The organism is Paenibacillus sp. FSL F4-0243 (assembly GCF_037963295.1).
Classification (GTDB): domain Bacteria; phylum Bacillota; class Bacilli; order Paenibacillales; family Paenibacillaceae; genus Paenibacillus_AQ.
Window position 1 is genome coordinate 1,182,020 of sequence record NZ_CP150151.1, and the last position, 18,258, is coordinate 1,200,277.

Below are 18,258 nucleotides of genomic sequence, written 5' to 3' on the forward strand. Positions count from 1 at the left end.
AAACCTATTTGAGTACCACACAGGAGGTTATCCGGATCATCGAAGCTGGCAAAGCTTCAGCCATGACCGATGAGCAGATTATCCAGCAGGAGATTGCTGAGTGGCTAGAATCTAAAGAGCGGAATGACATGCTTGAAGGAGAGCGCTACTACAGGAACCGCGGAGATATTTTGCGGCGTAAGCGGCTAACAGTAGGTGAAGGCGGGGCATTGGTCGAGGCTAAACACCTTGCTAACAACAAAATACCTCATGGATTCTCTAGAAAACTGGTAGATCAAAAAGCAGGATATTTATTGAGTAAGGAAATGAGTATCCAAACGCAAAATGTGACTTACGATAAGTTGTTGACGGGTATATTCGATAAAGGATTCAGACGTTTGCTTAAAAGCTTGCTCAAAGAAAGCATAAAAAAGGGGAAAGCATGGCTTCATATTTATTATGATGAAGACGGAGGGTTCCGCTTTAAGAAGCTACCTTCTGAGGAGATAATCCCACTATGGAAGGATACGGCACATACTGAACTAGACGCTCTTATCCGTGTCTACGAAATTGAAGTATATCAAGGAATCACGAGGACTATTGTTCAGAAGGTTGAATTCTGGCATAGCGGTGGTGTTAACCGGTATGAACTCATTACAGGAAGCCTTACGCCTGATGTTGAATTAGGTGAAACATCTGGTCACTTCAAAGTACTAGACCAGAGTAATTCCGAGAAAGAAATGAATTGGGATCGTATTCCGTTCATTTGTTTTAAGTACAACGAAGATGAAATTCCATTGATTGCTCTTCTTAAATCTCTAATAGATGATTATGACCGGAATAAGTCCGACAATAGTAACAACCTTGAGGACTTACCGAATAGCATCTATAAATTGAAGGGATATGATGGTACGGATCTGGGAGAGTTCCGGCGTAACTTAATGCTCTATAGAGCTGTGAAAATGACTGCTGAAGATGGAGCGGACGTAGATACCATCAATCTGGAGATAGATACTGAAGCTTATAAGCTCCACATGGAAATGACCAGAAGCGATATTTACGAATTCGGTCGTGGTGTTGACACTCAAGCTGATTCGTTTGCCACAGCGCCGAGTGGAGAAGCGCTGAAGTTTCTCTATGCCGATCTGGATATGGATGCAAATGATATTGAAAATGAGTTTCAAGCGGCACTCGAACAATTGCTTTGGTTCGTTAATACCCATATTGCCAACACGACCAAGCAAGATTTTTCTAAAGAGACGGTTAACTTCCTGTTTAACCGGGATATCGTAATTAATGAGTCTCAGGTTATCACTGATGCCAAGAACAGCGTGGGGCTAGTTTCCGACGAAACCATACTGGCTAACCATCCATGGGTGACAGATACCAAGGAGGAAATGAAGCGCAAGGAAGCCGAAGAAAAGACTGCTCTGGATCTCGCTCAGGAATATGGAGGTTTGACCGATGATAAGCCCCCTCTAGAGGCTGGAGCTGATGAGAAATGAAGTCTGAGGCCTACTGGTCAAAGCGCATGGAACAACTGAATGAGTCACTACTAAATAAGGGTGTACCTTTCACAAAGGCAATGAATAAGGAATACCGTAAGGCTCAGATATCTATCCAGACGGACGTTAACAATTTCTATCAGCGGTTTGCAGATAATAACGGGATCGTTAGCTTATCCGCTGCCAAGCAAGTTCTGAAAGCTGGAGAGCTCAAAGAATTCAAATGGAGCGTTGAGGATTACATTGCTCGTGGTAAAGAGAACGCAATAGATCAACGATGGATGAAGGAGCTAGAGAATGCCAGCATAAGAGTACGTGTTACCCGCTTAGAATCCATCCAATTGCAAATGAAGCAACATGTCGAGGAATTATCTGCTAAGCGTCTGGCAGGGACAACAGAACTACTAGGCAACGTCTACAGGGATGGTTACTATCGAAGTGTTTTTGAACTGGAAAAAGGCATCGGTATAGGAGCTTCATTTGCTAAGATCGATAAAAGGCAGTTGGAAGCTATCCTATCAGCACCTTGGGCACCGGATGGCAGCAACTTTTCCCAACGTATATGGACTGATCGCGTCAAACTGACTGGGACGCTTCGTAATATCTTTACTCAGGGATTAATTCGTGGTGATACATCTAAGCAAATGGTAGAGCAACTTATGGAGCGCTTTGATGTGTCACGGAAGAATGCAGAGCGGTTGATACTGACGGAATCAGCATGCTTCGCAGGCCAATCTCGCATAGCTGGCTACAAAGAACTTGGGGTGGAACAATACCGCTACACTGCCACACTAGACAGCCGTACATCCATTACTTGCCGAGATCTAGATGGTAAAGTATTTGATGTTGAAGATGCTCAGGTTAATGTTAATTATCCACCTATGCATGGTCACTGTCGATCAACGACTATACCGCACTATGATGACAACATCAAAGAGAGGGTAGCTCGAGATGATGACGGTAAGACATACGAAGTGCCAGAGGACATAACATATCCAGAGTGGGAAAAGAAATATGCTCCTGAAGCTTCTGAAGCGGTTACCGTGGAGGTGCCATCCAAGAAAACACCTGAAACTCCATTGCCTACTATCGAGATTCCGGGTGGTCCAACAAAGGATATTCCAATACCACAGCAACAAGCTTTTTCTGTTCCGACGATGGATGATTTCGAAGCTGGAGTCGAAGAACCACGGCGGGGTGTGGTAAACCGGAAATATAATCCGCGTGCCAGCTATTTTGCTGACTTACCTGATGTGACGGATGAAGTACTGGAGAGAGTAGCGGATATTAACCGCGAGGTTGCCCGAAGTGGATATAAGGAAGCTAAAGAAATTGTTGTAATGCTGGACAAGACTACAGGGGAAGAAATTGCCCGGCTTACTGGTTCCGTCAATAAGGTGGCATTCACCGAGGAGGTAGATAAGAAGCTTAGGGCAGCATCTTCGCGTTCCATTATCTTGACCCATAACCATCCACGCGGGACGCGGGTGAATGTGTTAGATTCCAGGAATTTGGCCAATTATCTCTCCGTTCAGGCGGTTATTGCTTCTGGACACAACGGGGGCATAAGCTTTGTTTATGCAGCGGATTCCACAATTGATTCAGTAGCGCTTCGTAGTATGCTCCCGGGCATATTCTCTGAGGTCAATGTCCTGTTACAAAAGGATAAGAAGTATGCTACAATGTCAAAGACAGCGCAGGATGAATACTTTGATTATCAGGTACTGCTTAGACTTATCAAGGAAACGGGGTGGGAATATGGCGAAGACTTCACGGCCACAAAACGTGATCCGCGAATACAATGACGTACCGTTGAGTCCGGATTTTACAAAAACGGGTGATGATTTTGTTGATGACCTCATGAAACAGTGTGGGTATTCCAAGGAAGAAGTTGAACAGACGAGAAAAGAATTGAAAAGCAAGAAATAAAGCACTCTCCAATATGCGAGGGTGCTTTTTATATTGGGCCACGGTTGAGACTGCCGCGGCCTTTTTGCTCGTTTGCCGGAGCATCACGGCTGCCCATGGCGGGGTTGCGCTAAATAAACCAAATGGGAGTGTGTTGATAGATGGATTTGAAAGAGTTGTTAGGTGAGGAGCTTTATAGTCAAGTCATTGAAAAGGCAGGTGATAAACATAAGTTGGCTATCGTTTCCGATGGGAGCTGGATTCCTAAAGACAAATTTAACGATGTGAATACAGCAAAGAAGCAAGTTGAAGACACGTTAAAGGATCGGGATAAGCAACTTGAAGAATTGAAAAAGTCCACTGGCGATAGCGCGGCATTACAGGAGCAAATTTCAAAGTTGCAGGGAGAAAATAAGACTGCATCAGAGAAATACGCAGCTGATCTAAAGGAACTGAAGCTGAATACGGCGTTAAAGTTAGCGCTTGGTGGTGATGCTCACGATCCTGATATTGTTGCAGGGCTTTTGGATAAAACAAAAATCGAATTGGACGACAACGGAGCAATAAAAGGTGGTTTGGACGATCTATTGAAGCCCTTACGTGAAAGTAAAGGCTTTTTGTTTGCAGAAAAACAGGAAGAAGCCGGTAATAAGTTCAAGGGAACATCCCCAAAAGATGGGAAGGGCAAGAAATCAGGAGATGCACCCGATTACTCGCTTATGTCGGATGAAGAGTACTACCGTTACAAGGAACAAGAATCAAAAAAATAATGCCGGACATTCCGGCCATGGAGGAATAAAGAATGACAAATACATTTTTGACAGCTCAACTGATTGCGCGTGAGGCGTTGCCCCTGCTGCAATCCAATATGGTTATGCCTTACCTGGTACACCGTAATCACTCGGATGAATTTAAAAAACAAGGCGACACAATCCAGATTCGCAAACCAGCTGTGTTCGTAGCGGATGAATTCAATAACACAATCAACCTACAGGACGTTGGCGAAGGTCAAGTGCTGGTGAAATTAGACAAGATTGCAGACGTATCAGTAGAACTCACATCTAAGGAGCTCACACTTAATGTAGAGGATTTTAATCAGCAAATTCTTGGACCTGCAGTATTGGCTATTGCTGAAAAGGTTAACCGAGATCTATTGAGCCTTTATGTAGATATCCCATACTTCGTAGGTACTCCTGGTACAGTACCAAGCACGCTGCAAAGCTTCGCAGATGCTCGTAAAGTATTGGATACACACAAGGTTCCTCTCGCGACACGCCGCGCCGTGTGGAATCCAGATGCCAATGCACAACTTGCAATCATTCCTGCTGTAGTAAACGCTGAAAAGTCTGGTACGACAGTTGCTTTACGTGAGGGCTCCATGGGGCGTGTGCAAGGTTTGGATAATTACATGGCTCAATCTGTATTCACTCACGTTGCAGGAGGATATACCGCACTTGCAGATGTTAAGACGACCGCTACAGCCGGGGCGACAACAATCAAACTGGAAAGCACAGCGGGTACAGCCGTCACATCTCTTAAAAAGGGTGACATTTTTACCGTTTCGGGAAATCAATATGTCGTAACTGCAGATAGCGCAGCAGCTGTGGCAGGTATTATTAATGCCGTTGCGATTTACCCAGCTATGAAAGCTGCGGTAACGAATGCTCCTGTTACATTTGCAGATAAAACAACAGCAGCACATGCCGCTAATCTTGCGTTTCATGAATCGGCGTTTTGCTTGGTATCACGTCCGTTGGAATTACCACGAGGAGCTACTGAGGCGTATGTAACAAGCTTTAATGGCCTAAGCTTGCGGGTAGTATTTGGCTATGACGTAGCTAAGAAGAAACAAACCATGTCTGTTGATATGCTCTACGGCGTTAAGACAATGTACCCTGAGTTAGCTGTACAGGTCTTGGGATAATCATATAGGGGGGCTGTAAAGCCTCCTTAAAGGAGGGCTTATATTGATTTGTCATATTTGTAATCAAAATTTTTCGGATGCTGTGTATCCGTACCACGTAGAGCGTTGTGGTGAGGTAGAAAAAAACCAAGAACAATCTTTTGGTTCAGACAAAAAACTGGAAGATATGAAGCTTGATGAACTCAGAGCATACGCTGAGTTACATGCAATTGATCTTGCCGGTGCGACTAAGAAAGAAAATGTGCTTGCGGCTATTCTGAAAGCAGGTGAATCGGATGCCGGAGGAAATCCAGAAATACCTGATACGACTCAAACAACTATTACTGATCCCGATTGAGAATGAGACTAAGGATTTCAAACTGCTCTTTGCGTTACAGACCATTGTTCAGGAGATCAAGACCTATTGTAATATCTCCAGCATCCCGGAGGATCTGGATAACGTGCTATTGCATATAGCAGAGGATTACTACCGGACGAAGTACTCGACAGAGTTTGAGCAGGCTACACCAGCTGTAACCAGTATCAAGCGCGGGGATGTTACAACAGCGTTCGGATCCGCCAAGGCTACGGTTACGGTCGGATCTGGAGCAGCTTTCGTGCGGAACTATGCGGCTCAGTTGCAAGCGTTCCGCAGATTGAGGTGGTAACGATGCAATTTGGCATGGTAGCTGCGGAACGGGCAACGCTGGAGAGCACCTATGAAGGCTTATGTACTGTTTCGGAAATGAAGGATGTAAAAGATCCAGTAAGCGGTAAAACACAGCAGCAGCCTGTCGTTGTGTTGGCTGACGAGCCTTGTGGACTATCTCAATCAACTCTTCCAAGCGCGACACAGACTATAACGTCAGACAGGGTGGAATACGATGCTAAGCTGTTTATCTCTCCTGATGTAACTATCGAGCCAGGGAGTCGAATCACGGTTCAGCAGAACGGCATGGAGTTCAAAGGAGAACAGGCGGGTAAGGCATTCAGGTATGCTACTCATCAGGAGATTAAGCTAAAAGAGGTCCTGAACGCATGAGTATGGGGAAATTCGATTTTTCCGATGTGAAGAAGCTGCATAAAAATATGGTTCTTATGCAGAAGGAGTTTCCGGCGTTTATGGAGGAGTGCATCAGGGAGTTAGCTGGACGGCTGCTGGCTAAGGCTATAGCCCGTACCCCTGTAATAACCGGAGACTTACGGCGGGGCTGGCAGATCGGTCAGGTGGTAAAGCTACCAGATGGCGGGGTGCATGTGGAAATCACAAATAACGTAGAGTATGCGCTATATGTGGAGTTCGGGCATGTCACCCGTCTCCGTACTGGTTGGGTTAACGGTAGGTTTATGTTAACGCTATCGGAGCAGGAGTTGGAGAGGGAAATGCCAGCTATCATAGAACGGAAGTTTCAGAAATTCCTTAATAAGCATATGGGGCGGTGAGTATGCAGGATATTAAAAACGCACTCATAAAGAAGCTATCGTTATTTACTCCGGAGTATCCGGTTTATGACGAAGCAGTTGAGCAGGGCATGAAGCAGCCGTGCTTTTTTGTGCTGTTATTAGAAAGTAGTCAGGTCCGAGGGGTTAACCGGCGCTATCAGCGTTTTAATCCCTTTGATGTTCATTACTTCCCACAATGTAAATCAGCTGCTCTTCGCGAAGAGTGTGAACTAGTGGCTGAAAAGCTGTACTCAGAACTGGAGTACCTATCGGGAAATAGTAGTATTTACCGAGGGACTGGGATGCGTCATGAAATTGTAGATGGAGTGTTGCATTTCTTCGTTGGGTACAATGTTCACCTGATTCGAGACAAAGCACCGGAAATTAAAATGCAGACTATGAAGCAAGGAGGCGGTATTAAGTGAGTGTGAAAAATGAAAAGGAAGCTATTGAAGCTCCTGAGGCTTCGTATACAAAGGAGCAGTTCTTGAGCTCTACCAAATACTCATACCAGGATAAAGATGTCCTGTCGGCGCTGCTGGAGCCGGGAAAGTTGTATACGGCGGCCGAGGCACAGCAGGTTATCGAAGAATTTAAGACCAAGGAGGTTGAATAGATTATGGCCGGTGGAACATGGACCACTCAAAATAAAGAAAGACCCGGTGTATATGTCAACGTGGAAACTTCTGGCGGGGCATTAGGTACAGTTGGCAGCAGGGGAATAACCTCTCTAGCGCTGACACTCCCATGGGGAGCAGCAAAGATCATCACACCGATTATAGCTGGTGAGGATACATTCAAAACACTTGGGTTTGACATTACAGCTTCAGAACTGTTACCTGTGCGTGAGGCGCAAAAGCGAGCGCGTACAGTATTGCTTTACAAGCTTAATGATGGAGTTAAAGCATCTGCTACAATCGGCGCCTTGATACCAACAGCAAAATACGGTGGTACTCGGGGGAACGATCTAAAGATTGTAGTACAAACCAACATTGACGACAGTAGCAAATTTGATGTGAAAACGTTGCTGGATAACGCAGTGGTGGATACTCAGGTGGTCGCTAACATCGCTGGTCTCAAAGCTAATGACTGGATTGTTTGGGGTGGGACTGGGGCTTTAACAGCAAGCGCAGGGGCTCCTTTAGTGGGCGGTGCTAATGGTACTGTGACTAATGCTGATCATACTGCTTATTTAGCTGCACTGGAGCTGTACGATTTCCAAACAGTTGCGCTCACATCCACGGACAATGCGCTCAAAGCGGTTTATGCTGCCTTTGTACGGCGTTTAAGAGAATCGGAAGGTAAAAAGGTACAGGCTGTACTTGAAAACTACCCTGTAGCCGATTTCGAAGGTGTAATCAGCGTTAAGAATGGTGTGGTTCTCTCCGATGGAACAACATTAACAGCAGCGCAAGCGACAGCATGGGTTGCTGGAGCGACGGCTGGTGCAGAAATGAATGAGTCTCTAACTTATTCGGCATATGATGATGCTGTAGATGTGGCGCCACGCTACACAAACACACAGATTGAGGCAGCGTTAAAAGCTGGAGAATTCCTCTTTACGCCATCCGTTAATCGGGCTGTGGTTGAGCAGGATATTAATACTTTCCTCTCTTACACACCAACAAAGGGGAAACAACTTCATAAAAACCGCGTGCTCCGCGTACTGGATGGCATTGCAAATGATTTAAAGCGTATCTTTGAATCATTTTACATCGGTAAGGTATCAAACAACGTTGACGGGCGAGCTCTGTTTCGCAAAGAGGTTGTGATCTATCTGGATAGCTTACAGGACATTTCTGCTATTCAAAACTTTGATGCCCAGACGGATATCACGGTAATTGCTGGTGTTGATTCAGATGCCATCTATGTCGAAGTCAATATTCAACCAGTAGATAGTATCGAAAAAGTATATATGAAAGTGCAGGTGAGATAAATGTCGTTCTTAAAAGCAAATGACACGATTAGCGGACAAGAGGGGCGGGCTTATGCCACAATCAATGGTCAGGTAGAGGAAATGTTCTACATCAAGACTCTTGAAGCATCAGTTGAAAAGGAGAAGGCTGAAGTTAAAACATTAGGCCGCCGTGGTACTCAGCATAAAACTACTGGATGGTCGGGTACTGGTAGTATGACAATCTACTATGTAACCAGCAGATTCCGTCAGCTGATGCTAGATTATATTAAAACGGGTAGAGATACTAACTTTGATATTACCGTTACAAACGAAGATCCAGGGTCCACTATCGGTTCACAAACAGTAACGTTACTAGGGGTAAACCTAGATAGTGTGGTGATGGTATCCTTGGATACTGAATCAGATGCATTGGAAGAAGATATTGATTTTACGTTTGAAGATATTGATATGGGTCAATCATTCACCGCGCCAACCAATTAAATTAAAACGGAATTATAATAGGAGGAATTATTAATATGAGTTTACAAGAATTTTTGAACGAAAATCCTGTGGATGGCTTGACTGATGAAGTTGTAGTATCGTCACGTTTTAAGGATAAAGAGGGAAAGGTTCTTTCTTTTAAGATTAAGGCAATGACAGATCAGGAATTCAACGAAACTCGCAAGTCTTGCACGATCCCCAAAAAAGGACGTAAATTTGAATTTGATTCAGGTCGATTTAATCTGCAGACAATAATCCGGAATTGCGTAGAGCCCAATTTTAAAGATGCTACCAGTATTAAAAAATTGGGATGTGCATCCCCTGAAGAGTATGTACAGAAGGTGCTGTTAGCTGGGGAGATTGCAACATTGGCTCAAAAGATCAGTGAGTTGAGTGGTTTTGATGCAGAAATGTCAGACTTGGTTGAAGAAGCAAAAAACTAATACGGGAGGGTGATGCTGATGCGAATTATGCATATTACGCCCTCCATAAGTTCCATAAGTGGCCTCATGAATATATGGCTCTTTCGCGACAAGAAAGGGCCTTTGTCATGGCTGCGGTTAATGAACGTGTTGAGAAAGAAAAGAAAGATGCAGCAAAGGTAAAAGCAAAGAAATAGGAATTTTTACCCTCTCACGTTTTTCACTATGTGGTAGAATATAGGGAAAAAGCAACGGAGGTTGTGCATGGGTATCTTTAAGAAGAAAGAGGTTAACGGTAGTTTTGGCGCTTCACTATTCCATACAGAGGGATTGCCGATTGCTGAAAATACTCATTGTGAACTCAGAATAAACGAGGGGAAGTTAGTAATCACTGGTGGTGGATCCGAATTTATTGTCAATTTGTCGCAGATCCAAGCAGCTGATTTTAAGACTGATGTTGAGATTGCGCATATCGTGAATAGCAGCGCAGCAAAGGGGATTGCCGGTGGGCTTTTATTCGGTCCTATCGGATTAGTTGTTGGTGCAAGAGCAACTAGTAAAAAGGAGCGAACGGTAACCCCATACTTGATTATGAACTACATTAATTCTGCAAATGAACTTGCTGTATTAATGTTCCGGGACAATCCCAAATCATTTGAAGCGGCTAAATTCATTGATAAGATACGACCTATAATATCAAATAATCCAAAGCAAACAATTCAACTATAAATAATTTAGAGGTCGCCTATATGGCGGCTTTTATTTTTTTTGAGGAGGTGATAATTGAGTGACAACAGTATCCAGTACCCTTAAAATGCTTGACAGCTTTTCAAGCCCAATGCAGCGTGTCGCTAACCAGGTACTAGAAGTTACAGCACGTATGGAGAGGTTGAAGCGAGTTGTAGAATCTCCTATCTCTATAAGGATGGACGCGAGTCAAGCTGTTCAGCAAGTGGAACGCCTTCGACAACCTGTATTAAGGATTACCATTGATCACGCAGGACTCCTACAACAAGTAAATGCCGCAAGAGCGCTCATCGAATCACGTTTGCGAAACATACAAGCAAACATCGATTTGGAGATGCCGCCTGCTTTACGTGCTACGTTTACAAGCTTACAGCGCATGGTTTTACGATTAGTCCAATCTATGGATAGACTACGAACGACTACTAGAACCGACTCAAATCAAGCCGCACAGCTAGCCTCAGCTTTGCAACGCATAGCCCGACTTGAACAACAAATTACTGATTTGCAGCGACAAGCCAACGGAGATCTTCGTGAAGCGGGGAAGGCGAGTAGTGGATGGTTTAGTAACATGAAGAACATCGCAGCGGCATATTTGAGTATTCAAGGTATTAGATTAGGAACGAAAATAAGTGATGATTACATTAACACAATTGCTCGCCTAGATTTAATTAATGACAAGATGCAAACCACGGCAGAACTTCAAAACAAAATTTTTGAGTCCGCTGATCGTGCTAAAGGTAGCTACACAGATATGGCGGCGGTTATAAGTAGAATGGGTACTTTGGCAGGCGAAGCATTTAAGTCTAATAACGAATTAGTTGCTTTTACAGAGTTAATGCAAAAGTCATTCCGTATTGGTGGATCCAGCACGATGGAACAACAAGCTGGGATGTATCAATTATCTCAAGCGATGGCCGCAGGAAAACTCCAAGGGGATGAATTTAGGTCTATCATGGAAAATGCTCCAATGTTGGCAGCTGCGATTGCAGATGTTACTGGGAAGACAAAGGGTCAACTCAAAGAAATGAGTGCTGACGGGACTATCACTTCGGATATCATCAAGGCGGCAATGTTCAACGCAGCCGATGATATTAATGTGAAATTCGCTTCTATGCCTCGGACATTTGGCGACGTAATGAATGAATTGAAAAATTCTGCTCTTCAAACATTCGGACCATTAATCCAGCGTATTAGCGATATGTTAAATAGCCCGGGAGGAACGGCTTTCATTGAAGACTTTAAATCAGGAATTGCTGGCGCCGCAGACGCGGCAAATAATTTGTTGACTGCATTAATTAATGTATATAACTTCATGTCTAGCTATTGGCCAATACTCGAACCTATTGTTTTAGGGATTGTGACTGCATTAGGTTTATATAAAGGTGCACTTATTGCAATTTCTGTATGGAGCGGTATAACCTCGGCGGTTGAACTTGCTTCTGCCAGCATAAAAGCAGCATTGTCTGGTGCTACACTTTCAGCTACTTCGGCTACAGCTGCTCAAACAGCAGCGCAGTGGGGACTTAATGCCGCGATGCTCGCTAGTCCAATAACATGGATTATTCTCGCGATCATAGCTTTGATTGCTCTGTTCTATCTTGTAATAGCTGCAATTAATAAATTTGCAGGGAAATCAATTTCTGCTACAGGAGTTATTGCCGGTGCTTTTGCTGCGGTAGGGGCCTTTATCGGTAATCTGTTTTTTGGATTATTAGAATTGGTTTTTGGTGTTGTAGAGTTTTTCTTCGACATTTGGAATAGCTTCGCCAATTTCTTTGGGAATCTATTTAACGACCCAATTGGGGCTGTTATTAATTTATTTGCCGATTTAGCAGATAGTGTACTAGGGATATTGGAAAAGATCGCAAAAGCAATGGATTTTATATTTGGTAGTAGTATGGCAGATACAGTAGCCGGTTGGCGTTCTGGTCTTGGTAGTATGGCAGAAAAGGCCGTAAAAGAATACGGTAATGGTAAATATAAGGACCAAGCAAAAGATCTTGATATAGATAGCATTCTAGAAGAAAAGGGAATTGGTCTTAAGCGTTTTGATTACGGTGATTCATATAATGCTGGTTACGATAAAGGAGCGAATCTATTTGGTAGTGGTGACAATAAAGCGGCTGATGAAGCACTAAAAGGAGCTAAAGATTCTTTTACGATATTGCCACCCGGAGCAGCGACTACTGCAGAAATGGCATCCGCTGACGATGACAAGAAGAAGCTTAAAAAAGTCGATAAACTCGGTAAAGTGGAAAAGCCAATTGATATAAGTAAAGAAGACCTAAAGGTTATGCGTGATGTCGCCGAAATGAAGAACATTCAAAACTTTGTGACATTGACACCAACTATTCAGATGAAGACTGGTCCAGTAACCAATCAGGCGAATGTTGATTCGATTGTGTCAAAGATAACACAGAAGCTTAATGAAGAGATCGCTAGTACCGCGAAGGGTCTCTATAACTAAAGGGGGGGGTTGTGTGGCCGATGGCTACAGCATCGAACTGAGTTTTAACAACCGTGCTATATGGTTTGAGATCCCTGTCCTTCCTGAAGAAATAGAGATAGGTGGGGAAGGCGATGGGGAGACCTACAATATAACGGACCTTGGCGAAATTAACGTAATCAAAGCTGCTAAGCTCAAAGAGATCAGCTTCAGCAGCTTTTTCCCGGCTATCGCTGTAGGTGGTACCGTACCAAGCTATGTATCATCAAAAAACTGGGGGCAACCCGCGGACTACATCCAATTGATTGAAACCTGGATGAACAAGCGCAAGCCGATCCGGTTTATTTTTACGTCAACGGGTCTCAAAATAAATATTGCTACCAGTATCGAAGAATTTAATTATAAAGAGGTTGCCGGGAGCCCGGGTGATTTTGAATATGAAATCAGCCTGAAGGAGTATGTCTTTTACGCTGCTAAAAAAGTGAAGTTGAAGACAACTGAGACGGCAGCCGGTACAACCACTACAACAAAAAAAGAGCCAGCGAAACGCGCAGATGAACGTACTAAGTCGAAAACAGTTACCGTCAAATCCGAGGATACTTTGATGAAGATTGCTAAAAGAGAACTCGGTGACGGCAGCCGGTGGAAAGAGATTCAGAAGTTAAACGGCTTAACGGACGCGCAGCTGAAGACGCTCAAGATTGGTTCCGTACTGAAGCTTCCGGGGTGATTGCATGGAATTATTAATAGATAATAAAAATGGAGACGTTTGGGATGTATCCAGCATCGTTACGGATATATCCTGGAAGACGGTTCGAATTGGCAAAGCGGCATCCCTAGAATTTACTCTTGTAGATCGTGGACCATGGCAAGATAGAAAATTCCAGTTGAATAATGGTGATGTGGTTCGCTATACGGACGAGGGGCATAAGGTCTTTTACGGATATATTTTCAGTATTGAAACTGGGACGACCGAAGAAATATCCATTCTGGCTTATGATCAGGTCCGGTATTTAATGAATAGCGGAACCTATGTGTTCACGAAACAGACAGCAACTCAGGTAGTTAAAAAGCTTGCTCAAGACATGCAGCTCAAGACCGGATCGCTGGAAGATACAAAATACATTATTCCTTCCCAGATCCGTGACGACAAAACGTTTATCGATATGATCTGCATGGCGTTAGATGAGACGTTGGTTAATTACGGGACCAACTTCGTATTCTTCGACGATTTCGGGAGCTTGACGATACGTAATGTTTCCAATATGCGTTTTCCTTTTGTGGTAGGTGATGATTCACTTATGACAGATTACTCTTACAGTCGCAACATAGACGATGAGACATACAATCAAATTGTTTTATACAGGGACAACAAGGAGACAGGTAAGCGTGAAACTTACGTCACCAAGGACAGCGCCAGCATTGCCAAGTGGGGATTGCTGCAGCTTTACCAGAGTGTGGATGAGAAGCTGAACCAGGCCCAGATAACAGAGCAGTTAGTGCAACAACTGTTAATGAAGAATCGTGAGAAGCGAACGCTTAGCATAGAGGCCCTTGGAGATTATCGGATGAGAGCCGGCTGCTACGTGAATCTATATATTAAGGCGATGAACATAAATAAATTCTACTTGGTCGATGAATGTACTCACAAGAAAGAAGGTGGCGTGCATACCATGGACCTGGAGTTGAGGCTGGTGTAAATATGATTGAAGCGATAAAGCAAGCTGCCTTAGGCGCTGTCAATGCTCAAGGTCCAGTCATAGTGCAATTAGGATCCGTAACAAAGATAAATCCTCTTGAAGTGCTAGTCGATAACCGGCTATCTCTTCCAGAGGATTTTTTACTTGTGCCGGAATCATTAACTGAGCTGAAGGCGATTTTAGGCAGTCAGGAAGTTGTAATCCGGAAAGCCCTTGCCGCTGGAGATAAACTGCTTTTGATCCGTATGCAGGGCGGTCAGCGTTACGTAATCATGGATAGGGTGGTGAGTAATTGATACCACAGAGCGATAATGTACTGCTAAATGAGGACATGGAGGATATGCCCCAACCAAGCCTCACCTATAAATTAGACCTAGTAAACGGACGTGTAGGATCCGTGGTAGTGGACGGATTGGATGCTGTAAAACAGGCAGTTATTAAAATTCTCTCGACAACCCGGTTTGAAAATCTAATTTACAGTGACAATTACGGTAGTGAGGCGGATGTCGGTGCAGTGCGCGGGAGAGCAGTGTTTGAAACAGAATTGGAACGCTGGGCTAGGGAAGCACTTCTGCAAGATGATCGTATCGTCTCCGTGACAAACTTTAGATTTACCTATGATGGTGATACAGCGCTCGTCTTATTTGATGTGGAGAGTGACTATGGAAACTATACAGACCGATTGGAGGTGAGTGGTGGTGTATGAGGGCCAAACGTTTGAAACTATCTTAGAACGGATGCTAGATCGAGTACCCGATGAGATGGATAAGCGAGAAGGCAGTATTATTTATGATGCCATGGCTCCGGCGGCAATGGAGTTGGCTCAGATGTATGTTGAGCTGGATATAAATACGAATCTAATATTTGCTGATACCGCTAGTGGCGATTATCTGGACCGGTCGATTGCTTGGTCTGGTGTGACCCGCAAGAAGGCAACAAAAGCTCAACTCCGGGGGCTGTTTTATAATGCCGCTAACACCTTAATGGATATTTCAATCGGTAGTCGTTTCGCGATTGGTTCAATCAATTATAAGGCGGTTTCTCGGCTATCTTTAGGGGAGTATCGTCTTGAGGCAGAGGTTGAGGGAGCTTTGGGTAATCAGAATTTCGGCACCCTAGTTCCGATTGATTTTATTAACAATCTAGCAAGAGCTGAATTGAAAGAGTTACTTGTCCCCGGGACTGATAGGGAGACTGACGATATGTTACGGCAGCGTTACCTTGATTCTGCCAGACGTCCAGCGACCAGCGGAAACAAATATCATTACATTGAATGGGCTCTTGAAGTTTCCGGAGTGGGCGGAGCTCGTGTATTTCCATTATGGTCAGGTCCGAAAACCGTAAAAGTCGTCATTGTAAATACAGAAGGTTCTCCGGCATCAAGCGTTCTCGTTAATCAAGTACAAGACTACATTGATCCAGTCGCAGGGAAAGGCGAAGGACAAGCTCCAATAGGTGCAGTCGTAACAGTTACATCAGCAATCGGCAAGACTATTAATATATCAGCTAAGGTAACCTTAGCACCTGGTTATAGCTTGCAGGGTGCGAAGAATACCTTTTTGGAGCGATTGGAAGCTTGGCGTAAGTCAGCGTCTTTTGTATCTACTTATGTTAGTCAAGCCGTAATTGGATCGCTCCTTTTAGGCACTGATGGGGTTATTGATTATGTTGGATTGCTACTCAATGGAGCTGCTGGGAACATTGTTCTTTCCGAAGAAGAGGTGCCAGTGATCGGTACTGTGGAATTGGGGGTGTAACATGGCCTACCCGTATAAAATAGATGTTTTTCAAGAGAAGCTGAACAAAAATCCAACAGGAAACAACTATGTTATTGAAGAACGGATACCACTTGTTGCAGGCGTTTATGAGGGTTTATTGAATCACGATAATATCAATAACTCAACTATTCAAGTCTATAGCGGTAGTAAATTAACTGGTAATAAATTAACAAACTGGACTTTAACTATTCCAAGTGATACACCATGGCGCCGTCTAATTAAGATTTTTAGTAGTGTTGCTGAAGTCTACGTAACCTACGAGACACCAGGAGATACCGTTGAGGCGGATGATATTAATGTTCTACAGACAGCAGTAACAGCTACACAAACAGAGATAGAAAGGTATAAAACAAATGGTCTGATAGACGGCGGATCATTTACGAGAGGGGTATAACATGGCACAAACGATACAGATAAAACGTGGTACCAAAGCTCAACTCAGTACTTATGGCGTATTGCTTGCTGGTGAGATGGGTTTCTGTACAGATACGAAAGAAATATATATCGGAGATGGGACAACCAACTCAATGGTTGGGCGAGCTTTATCCGGCGCAGAGGCTTCGCGTCCAGTGGCAGCTTCGGTCGGACGTCTGTTTTATGTAACGAGCGGGGCGAATAACGGATATCTATACTTTGATGATGGCACAGCTTGGCGGCGAGTGAACGCTCAAGCGCTCAGTGATTTAACGGGGTCGCTTGATAATATAGCAGACGGCGCTACTTATGCAAAGATATTAAAGGCTGATGTCAGTGCAGGGCATATCAATAAAGTTTCAGATGGTACGAATACTAAAACTGCCGCTGAAATCAAAACTCATATTGACGATGCAACTAAACACCGAGTCATTAATGACTCCGGCACGGCTATTACAGATATTTGGTCCGCACAAAAAATCAAAAATGAAATCGAATTGGCGAAACACAATATTGAACCACAAGCGTCAGTAAAAGACCAACATTTATTAAGCCCACCTGCGAGTCCGGTAGAAGCAGATCGTTATATTATTCCGACAGCAGCGACAGGGGTTTGGGCGGGAAAGACAAATCAAATTGCTGAGTTTCAATCTGGGGCTTGGGCTTACTATACCCCTGCTATAGGATGGACTGCTTATGTAGATGATGAGCAGAAGATTTATAGCTGGAATGGTACGGCGTGGGTTCGGACAGGCGGAGCTCTACAGACGATTACAGCGGGTAACGGTCTAACTGGTGGTGGTCAGTCAGATAGTGTTACGTTGACGGTAGGAGCTGGTAACGGGGTTATTGTGGATTCCACTACGGTAGCTGCTAAGGCAGGTAAAGGCATCGTTGTGAACGCGACCGGGATCGAGGCTAATATTGATACTTCCAGTATCGTCTATGATGCGGCCAATGGAAATAAACTTACGGTCGCTACGATTGATGGGGGCACGTTCTAGGAGGCTTTGAGATGGCGAGAAAAGTATTAATCCAGATACGTAGAGGAATAGAAAGCGCAATCGGAACATTGGCAATAGGCGAGCTTGGCTATTGTACTGATACGAGCAAGTTATATATCGGTTCAACTACTGGCAATGTGTTACTGGTGGCTGCTCAAAGCTCAGGAGATATGCTTAAAAGTATTTATGATACGAACAACGATGGCAAAGTTGACTATGCTGCCAACGCTGATGCTGTCCCTTGGTCTGGTGTAGCTGGGAAACCATCAGCTTTGCCAGCGGCAGGCGGTGCGTCGGATGCGATTAACATATTGGATACCCGTTCAGTGGTTGACAAGCCTAGTGACCTACAATCAAAAAAATTAACAAGTGCATTTAAAGCACTAACAGCCGTGGGCAGCCCCCCGGTTTCGGCCTCGGGAACATATGTATACGTACTTAATGTGTCCGGGTGGTCTTCCAATGAAGGATCAGGGGGCTGGCCCGTACAAATTGCAATTGGCGGAAATGGGTTAGCCTACAGGCAGGGACTCACCGCAGATACGTGGAGTGACTGGACTGGCCTTGCAAAGCAAAGCGCAATGACATGGAACCAACTAAAGGGGGTGTGA

23 protein-coding genes are annotated in these 18,258 nt (G+C 44.2%); all 23 read left to right on the forward strand.

Going from position 1 to position 18,258, the window contains the following annotated elements; all coding sequences use genetic code 11:
* The first annotated feature begins 8 nt into the window (after positions 1-8).
* The 23 genes from NSS87_RS05205 to NSS87_RS05315 all read left to right on the forward strand — a co-directional run bounded on the left by NSS87_RS05205 (position 9) and on the right by NSS87_RS05315 (position 18,258).
* Entirely contained in the window at positions 9-1,484 is a 1,476-nt protein-coding gene (locus tag NSS87_RS05205) for a phage portal protein (RefSeq protein WP_339245280.1), read from the forward strand.
* Positions 1,481-3,289 carry a minor capsid protein gene (locus NSS87_RS05210; protein WP_339245283.1) on the forward strand — a complete coding sequence of 603 codons (1,809 nt, stop codon included), beginning with the start codon at positions 1,481-1,483 and terminating at the stop codon, positions 3,287-3,289. The genes NSS87_RS05205 and NSS87_RS05210 overlap by 4 nt, the downstream gene beginning before the upstream one ends.
* A 264-nt stretch (positions 3,290-3,553) precedes the next feature.
* Positions 3,554-4,162, forward strand: a complete 609-nt coding sequence (locus NSS87_RS05215; RefSeq protein ID WP_339245285.1) for a phage scaffolding protein — start codon at positions 3,554-3,556, stop codon at positions 4,160-4,162.
* A gap of 32 nt (positions 4,163-4,194) precedes the next feature.
* Positions 4,195-5,316, forward strand: coding sequence for a P22 phage major capsid protein family protein (locus tag NSS87_RS05220; RefSeq protein ID WP_339245288.1), 1,122 nt, complete (start codon positions 4,195-4,197; stop codon positions 5,314-5,316).
* A gap of 43 nt (positions 5,317-5,359) precedes the next feature.
* Positions 5,360-5,653, forward strand: coding sequence for a hypothetical protein (locus NSS87_RS05225; RefSeq protein ID WP_339245290.1), 294 nt, complete (start codon positions 5,360-5,362; stop codon positions 5,651-5,653).
* On the forward strand, positions 5,592-5,963 hold the full coding sequence (locus NSS87_RS05230; RefSeq protein ID WP_339245292.1) for a hypothetical protein: 372 nt from the start codon (positions 5,592-5,594) through the stop codon (positions 5,961-5,963). Before NSS87_RS05225 ends, NSS87_RS05230 begins: the two co-directional genes overlap by 62 nt.
* A 2-nt stretch (positions 5,964-5,965) precedes the next feature.
* Positions 5,966-6,337 (forward strand): ABC transporter ATP-binding protein, encoded by a 372-nt coding sequence (locus NSS87_RS05235; protein WP_339245294.1) that lies wholly within the window; start codon positions 5,966-5,968, stop codon positions 6,335-6,337.
* On the forward strand, positions 6,334-6,738 hold the full coding sequence (locus NSS87_RS05240; RefSeq protein WP_339245295.1) for an HK97 gp10 family phage protein: 405 nt from the start codon (positions 6,334-6,336) through the stop codon (positions 6,736-6,738). Before NSS87_RS05235 ends, NSS87_RS05240 begins: the two co-directional genes overlap by 4 nt.
* A 2-nt stretch (positions 6,739-6,740) precedes the next feature.
* Positions 6,741-7,163, forward strand: a complete 423-nt coding sequence (locus NSS87_RS05245) for a DUF6838 family protein (RefSeq protein ID WP_339245296.1) — start codon at positions 6,741-6,743, stop codon at positions 7,161-7,163.
* Entirely contained in the window at positions 7,160-7,354 is a 195-nt protein-coding gene (locus NSS87_RS05250) for a hypothetical protein (protein ID WP_339245298.1), read from the forward strand. The genes NSS87_RS05245 and NSS87_RS05250 overlap by 4 nt, the downstream gene beginning before the upstream one ends.
* Before the next feature lie 3 nt (positions 7,355-7,357).
* The gene (locus NSS87_RS05255) at positions 7,358-8,674 is read left to right on the forward strand and encodes a phage tail sheath family protein (protein WP_339245300.1); all 1,317 of its coding nucleotides are present in this window, start codon (positions 7,358-7,360) and stop codon (positions 8,672-8,674) included.
* The gene (locus tag NSS87_RS05260) at positions 8,675-9,136 is read left to right on the forward strand and encodes a phage tail tube protein (protein WP_149647230.1); all 462 of its coding nucleotides are present in this window, start codon (positions 8,675-8,677) and stop codon (positions 9,134-9,136) included.
* Between the two features lie 35 nt (positions 9,137-9,171).
* Complete coding sequence (locus tag NSS87_RS05265; protein ID WP_149647231.1) at positions 9,172-9,579, forward strand: XkdN-like protein; 408 nt, start codon at positions 9,172-9,174, stop codon at positions 9,577-9,579.
* A gap of 243 nt (positions 9,580-9,822) precedes the next feature.
* On the forward strand, positions 9,823-10,287 hold the full coding sequence (locus tag NSS87_RS05270) for a hypothetical protein (protein WP_149647232.1): 465 nt from the start codon (positions 9,823-9,825) through the stop codon (positions 10,285-10,287).
* Between the two features lie 58 nt (positions 10,288-10,345).
* The gene (locus NSS87_RS05275; RefSeq protein ID WP_339245303.1) at positions 10,346-12,772 is read left to right on the forward strand and encodes a tape measure protein; all 2,427 of its coding nucleotides are present in this window, start codon (positions 10,346-10,348) and stop codon (positions 12,770-12,772) included.
* 13 nt (positions 12,773-12,785) lie between these two features.
* Positions 12,786-13,481 (forward strand): LysM peptidoglycan-binding domain-containing protein, encoded by a 696-nt coding sequence (locus tag NSS87_RS05280; RefSeq protein ID WP_339245305.1) that lies wholly within the window; start codon positions 12,786-12,788, stop codon positions 13,479-13,481.
* A gap of 4 nt (positions 13,482-13,485) precedes the next feature.
* Entirely contained in the window at positions 13,486-14,451 is a 966-nt protein-coding gene (locus tag NSS87_RS05285) for a hypothetical protein (protein ID WP_339245308.1), read from the forward strand.
* A 2-nt stretch (positions 14,452-14,453) separates the two neighbouring features.
* On the forward strand, positions 14,454-14,747 hold the full coding sequence (locus tag NSS87_RS05290; protein WP_339245310.1) for a DUF2577 domain-containing protein: 294 nt from the start codon (positions 14,454-14,456) through the stop codon (positions 14,745-14,747).
* Complete coding sequence (locus NSS87_RS05295) at positions 14,744-15,157, forward strand: DUF2634 domain-containing protein (RefSeq protein WP_339245312.1); 414 nt, start codon at positions 14,744-14,746, stop codon at positions 15,155-15,157. The genes NSS87_RS05290 and NSS87_RS05295 overlap by 4 nt, the downstream gene beginning before the upstream one ends.
* The gene (locus tag NSS87_RS05300; protein WP_339245313.1) at positions 15,150-16,208 is read left to right on the forward strand and encodes a baseplate J/gp47 family protein; all 1,059 of its coding nucleotides are present in this window, start codon (positions 15,150-15,152) and stop codon (positions 16,206-16,208) included. The genes NSS87_RS05295 and NSS87_RS05300 overlap by 8 nt, the downstream gene beginning before the upstream one ends.
* 1 nt (position 16,209) lies before the next feature.
* Positions 16,210-16,623, forward strand: a complete 414-nt coding sequence (locus NSS87_RS05305; protein ID WP_339245316.1) for a phosphoglucomutase — start codon at positions 16,210-16,212, stop codon at positions 16,621-16,623.
* Between the two features lies 1 nt (position 16,624).
* On the forward strand, positions 16,625-17,647 hold the full coding sequence (locus NSS87_RS05310; protein ID WP_339245318.1) for a DUF2793 domain-containing protein: 1,023 nt from the start codon (positions 16,625-16,627) through the stop codon (positions 17,645-17,647).
* 11 nt (positions 17,648-17,658) lie between these two features.
* Positions 17,659-18,258 carry a hypothetical protein gene (locus NSS87_RS05315; protein WP_339245319.1) on the forward strand — a complete coding sequence of 200 codons (600 nt, stop codon included), beginning with the start codon at positions 17,659-17,661 and terminating at the stop codon, positions 18,256-18,258.

Bases quoted from the DNA above. Each gene is read 5' to 3' on its own strand.
- NSS87_RS05210 (WP_339245283.1), top strand. From the start codon at position 1,481: ATGAAGTCTGAGGCCTACTGGTCAAAGCGCATGGAACAACTGAATGAG.
- NSS87_RS05215 (WP_339245285.1), top strand. From the start codon at position 3,554: ATGGATTTGAAAGAGTTGTTAGGTGAGGAGCTTTATAGTCAAGTCATT.
- NSS87_RS05220 (WP_339245288.1), top strand. From the start codon at position 4,195: ATGACAAATACATTTTTGACAGCTCAACTGATTGCGCGTGAGGCGTTG.
- NSS87_RS05230 (WP_339245292.1), top strand. From the start codon at position 5,592: ATGCCGGAGGAAATCCAGAAATACCTGATACGACTCAAACAACTATTA.
- NSS87_RS05235 (WP_339245294.1), top strand. From the start codon at position 5,966: ATGCAATTTGGCATGGTAGCTGCGGAACGGGCAACGCTGGAGAGCACC.
- NSS87_RS05240 (WP_339245295.1), top strand. From the start codon at position 6,334: ATGAGTATGGGGAAATTCGATTTTTCCGATGTGAAGAAGCTGCATAAA.
- NSS87_RS05245 (WP_339245296.1), top strand. From the start codon at position 6,741: ATGCAGGATATTAAAAACGCACTCATAAAGAAGCTATCGTTATTTACT.
- NSS87_RS05255 (WP_339245300.1), top strand. From the start codon at position 7,358: ATGGCCGGTGGAACATGGACCACTCAAAATAAAGAAAGACCCGGTGTA.
- NSS87_RS05260 (WP_149647230.1), top strand. From the start codon at position 8,675: ATGTCGTTCTTAAAAGCAAATGACACGATTAGCGGACAAGAGGGGCGG.
- NSS87_RS05265 (WP_149647231.1), top strand. From the start codon at position 9,172: ATGAGTTTACAAGAATTTTTGAACGAAAATCCTGTGGATGGCTTGACT.
- NSS87_RS05270 (WP_149647232.1), top strand. From the start codon at position 9,823: ATGGGTATCTTTAAGAAGAAAGAGGTTAACGGTAGTTTTGGCGCTTCA.
- NSS87_RS05285 (WP_339245308.1), top strand. From the start codon at position 13,486: ATGGAATTATTAATAGATAATAAAAATGGAGACGTTTGGGATGTATCC.
- NSS87_RS05290 (WP_339245310.1), top strand. From the start codon at position 14,454: ATGATTGAAGCGATAAAGCAAGCTGCCTTAGGCGCTGTCAATGCTCAA.
- NSS87_RS05305 (WP_339245316.1), top strand. From the start codon at position 16,210: ATGGCCTACCCGTATAAAATAGATGTTTTTCAAGAGAAGCTGAACAAA.
- NSS87_RS05310 (WP_339245318.1), top strand. From the start codon at position 16,625: ATGGCACAAACGATACAGATAAAACGTGGTACCAAAGCTCAACTCAGT.
- NSS87_RS05315 (WP_339245319.1), top strand. From the start codon at position 17,659: ATGGCGAGAAAAGTATTAATCCAGATACGTAGAGGAATAGAAAGCGCA.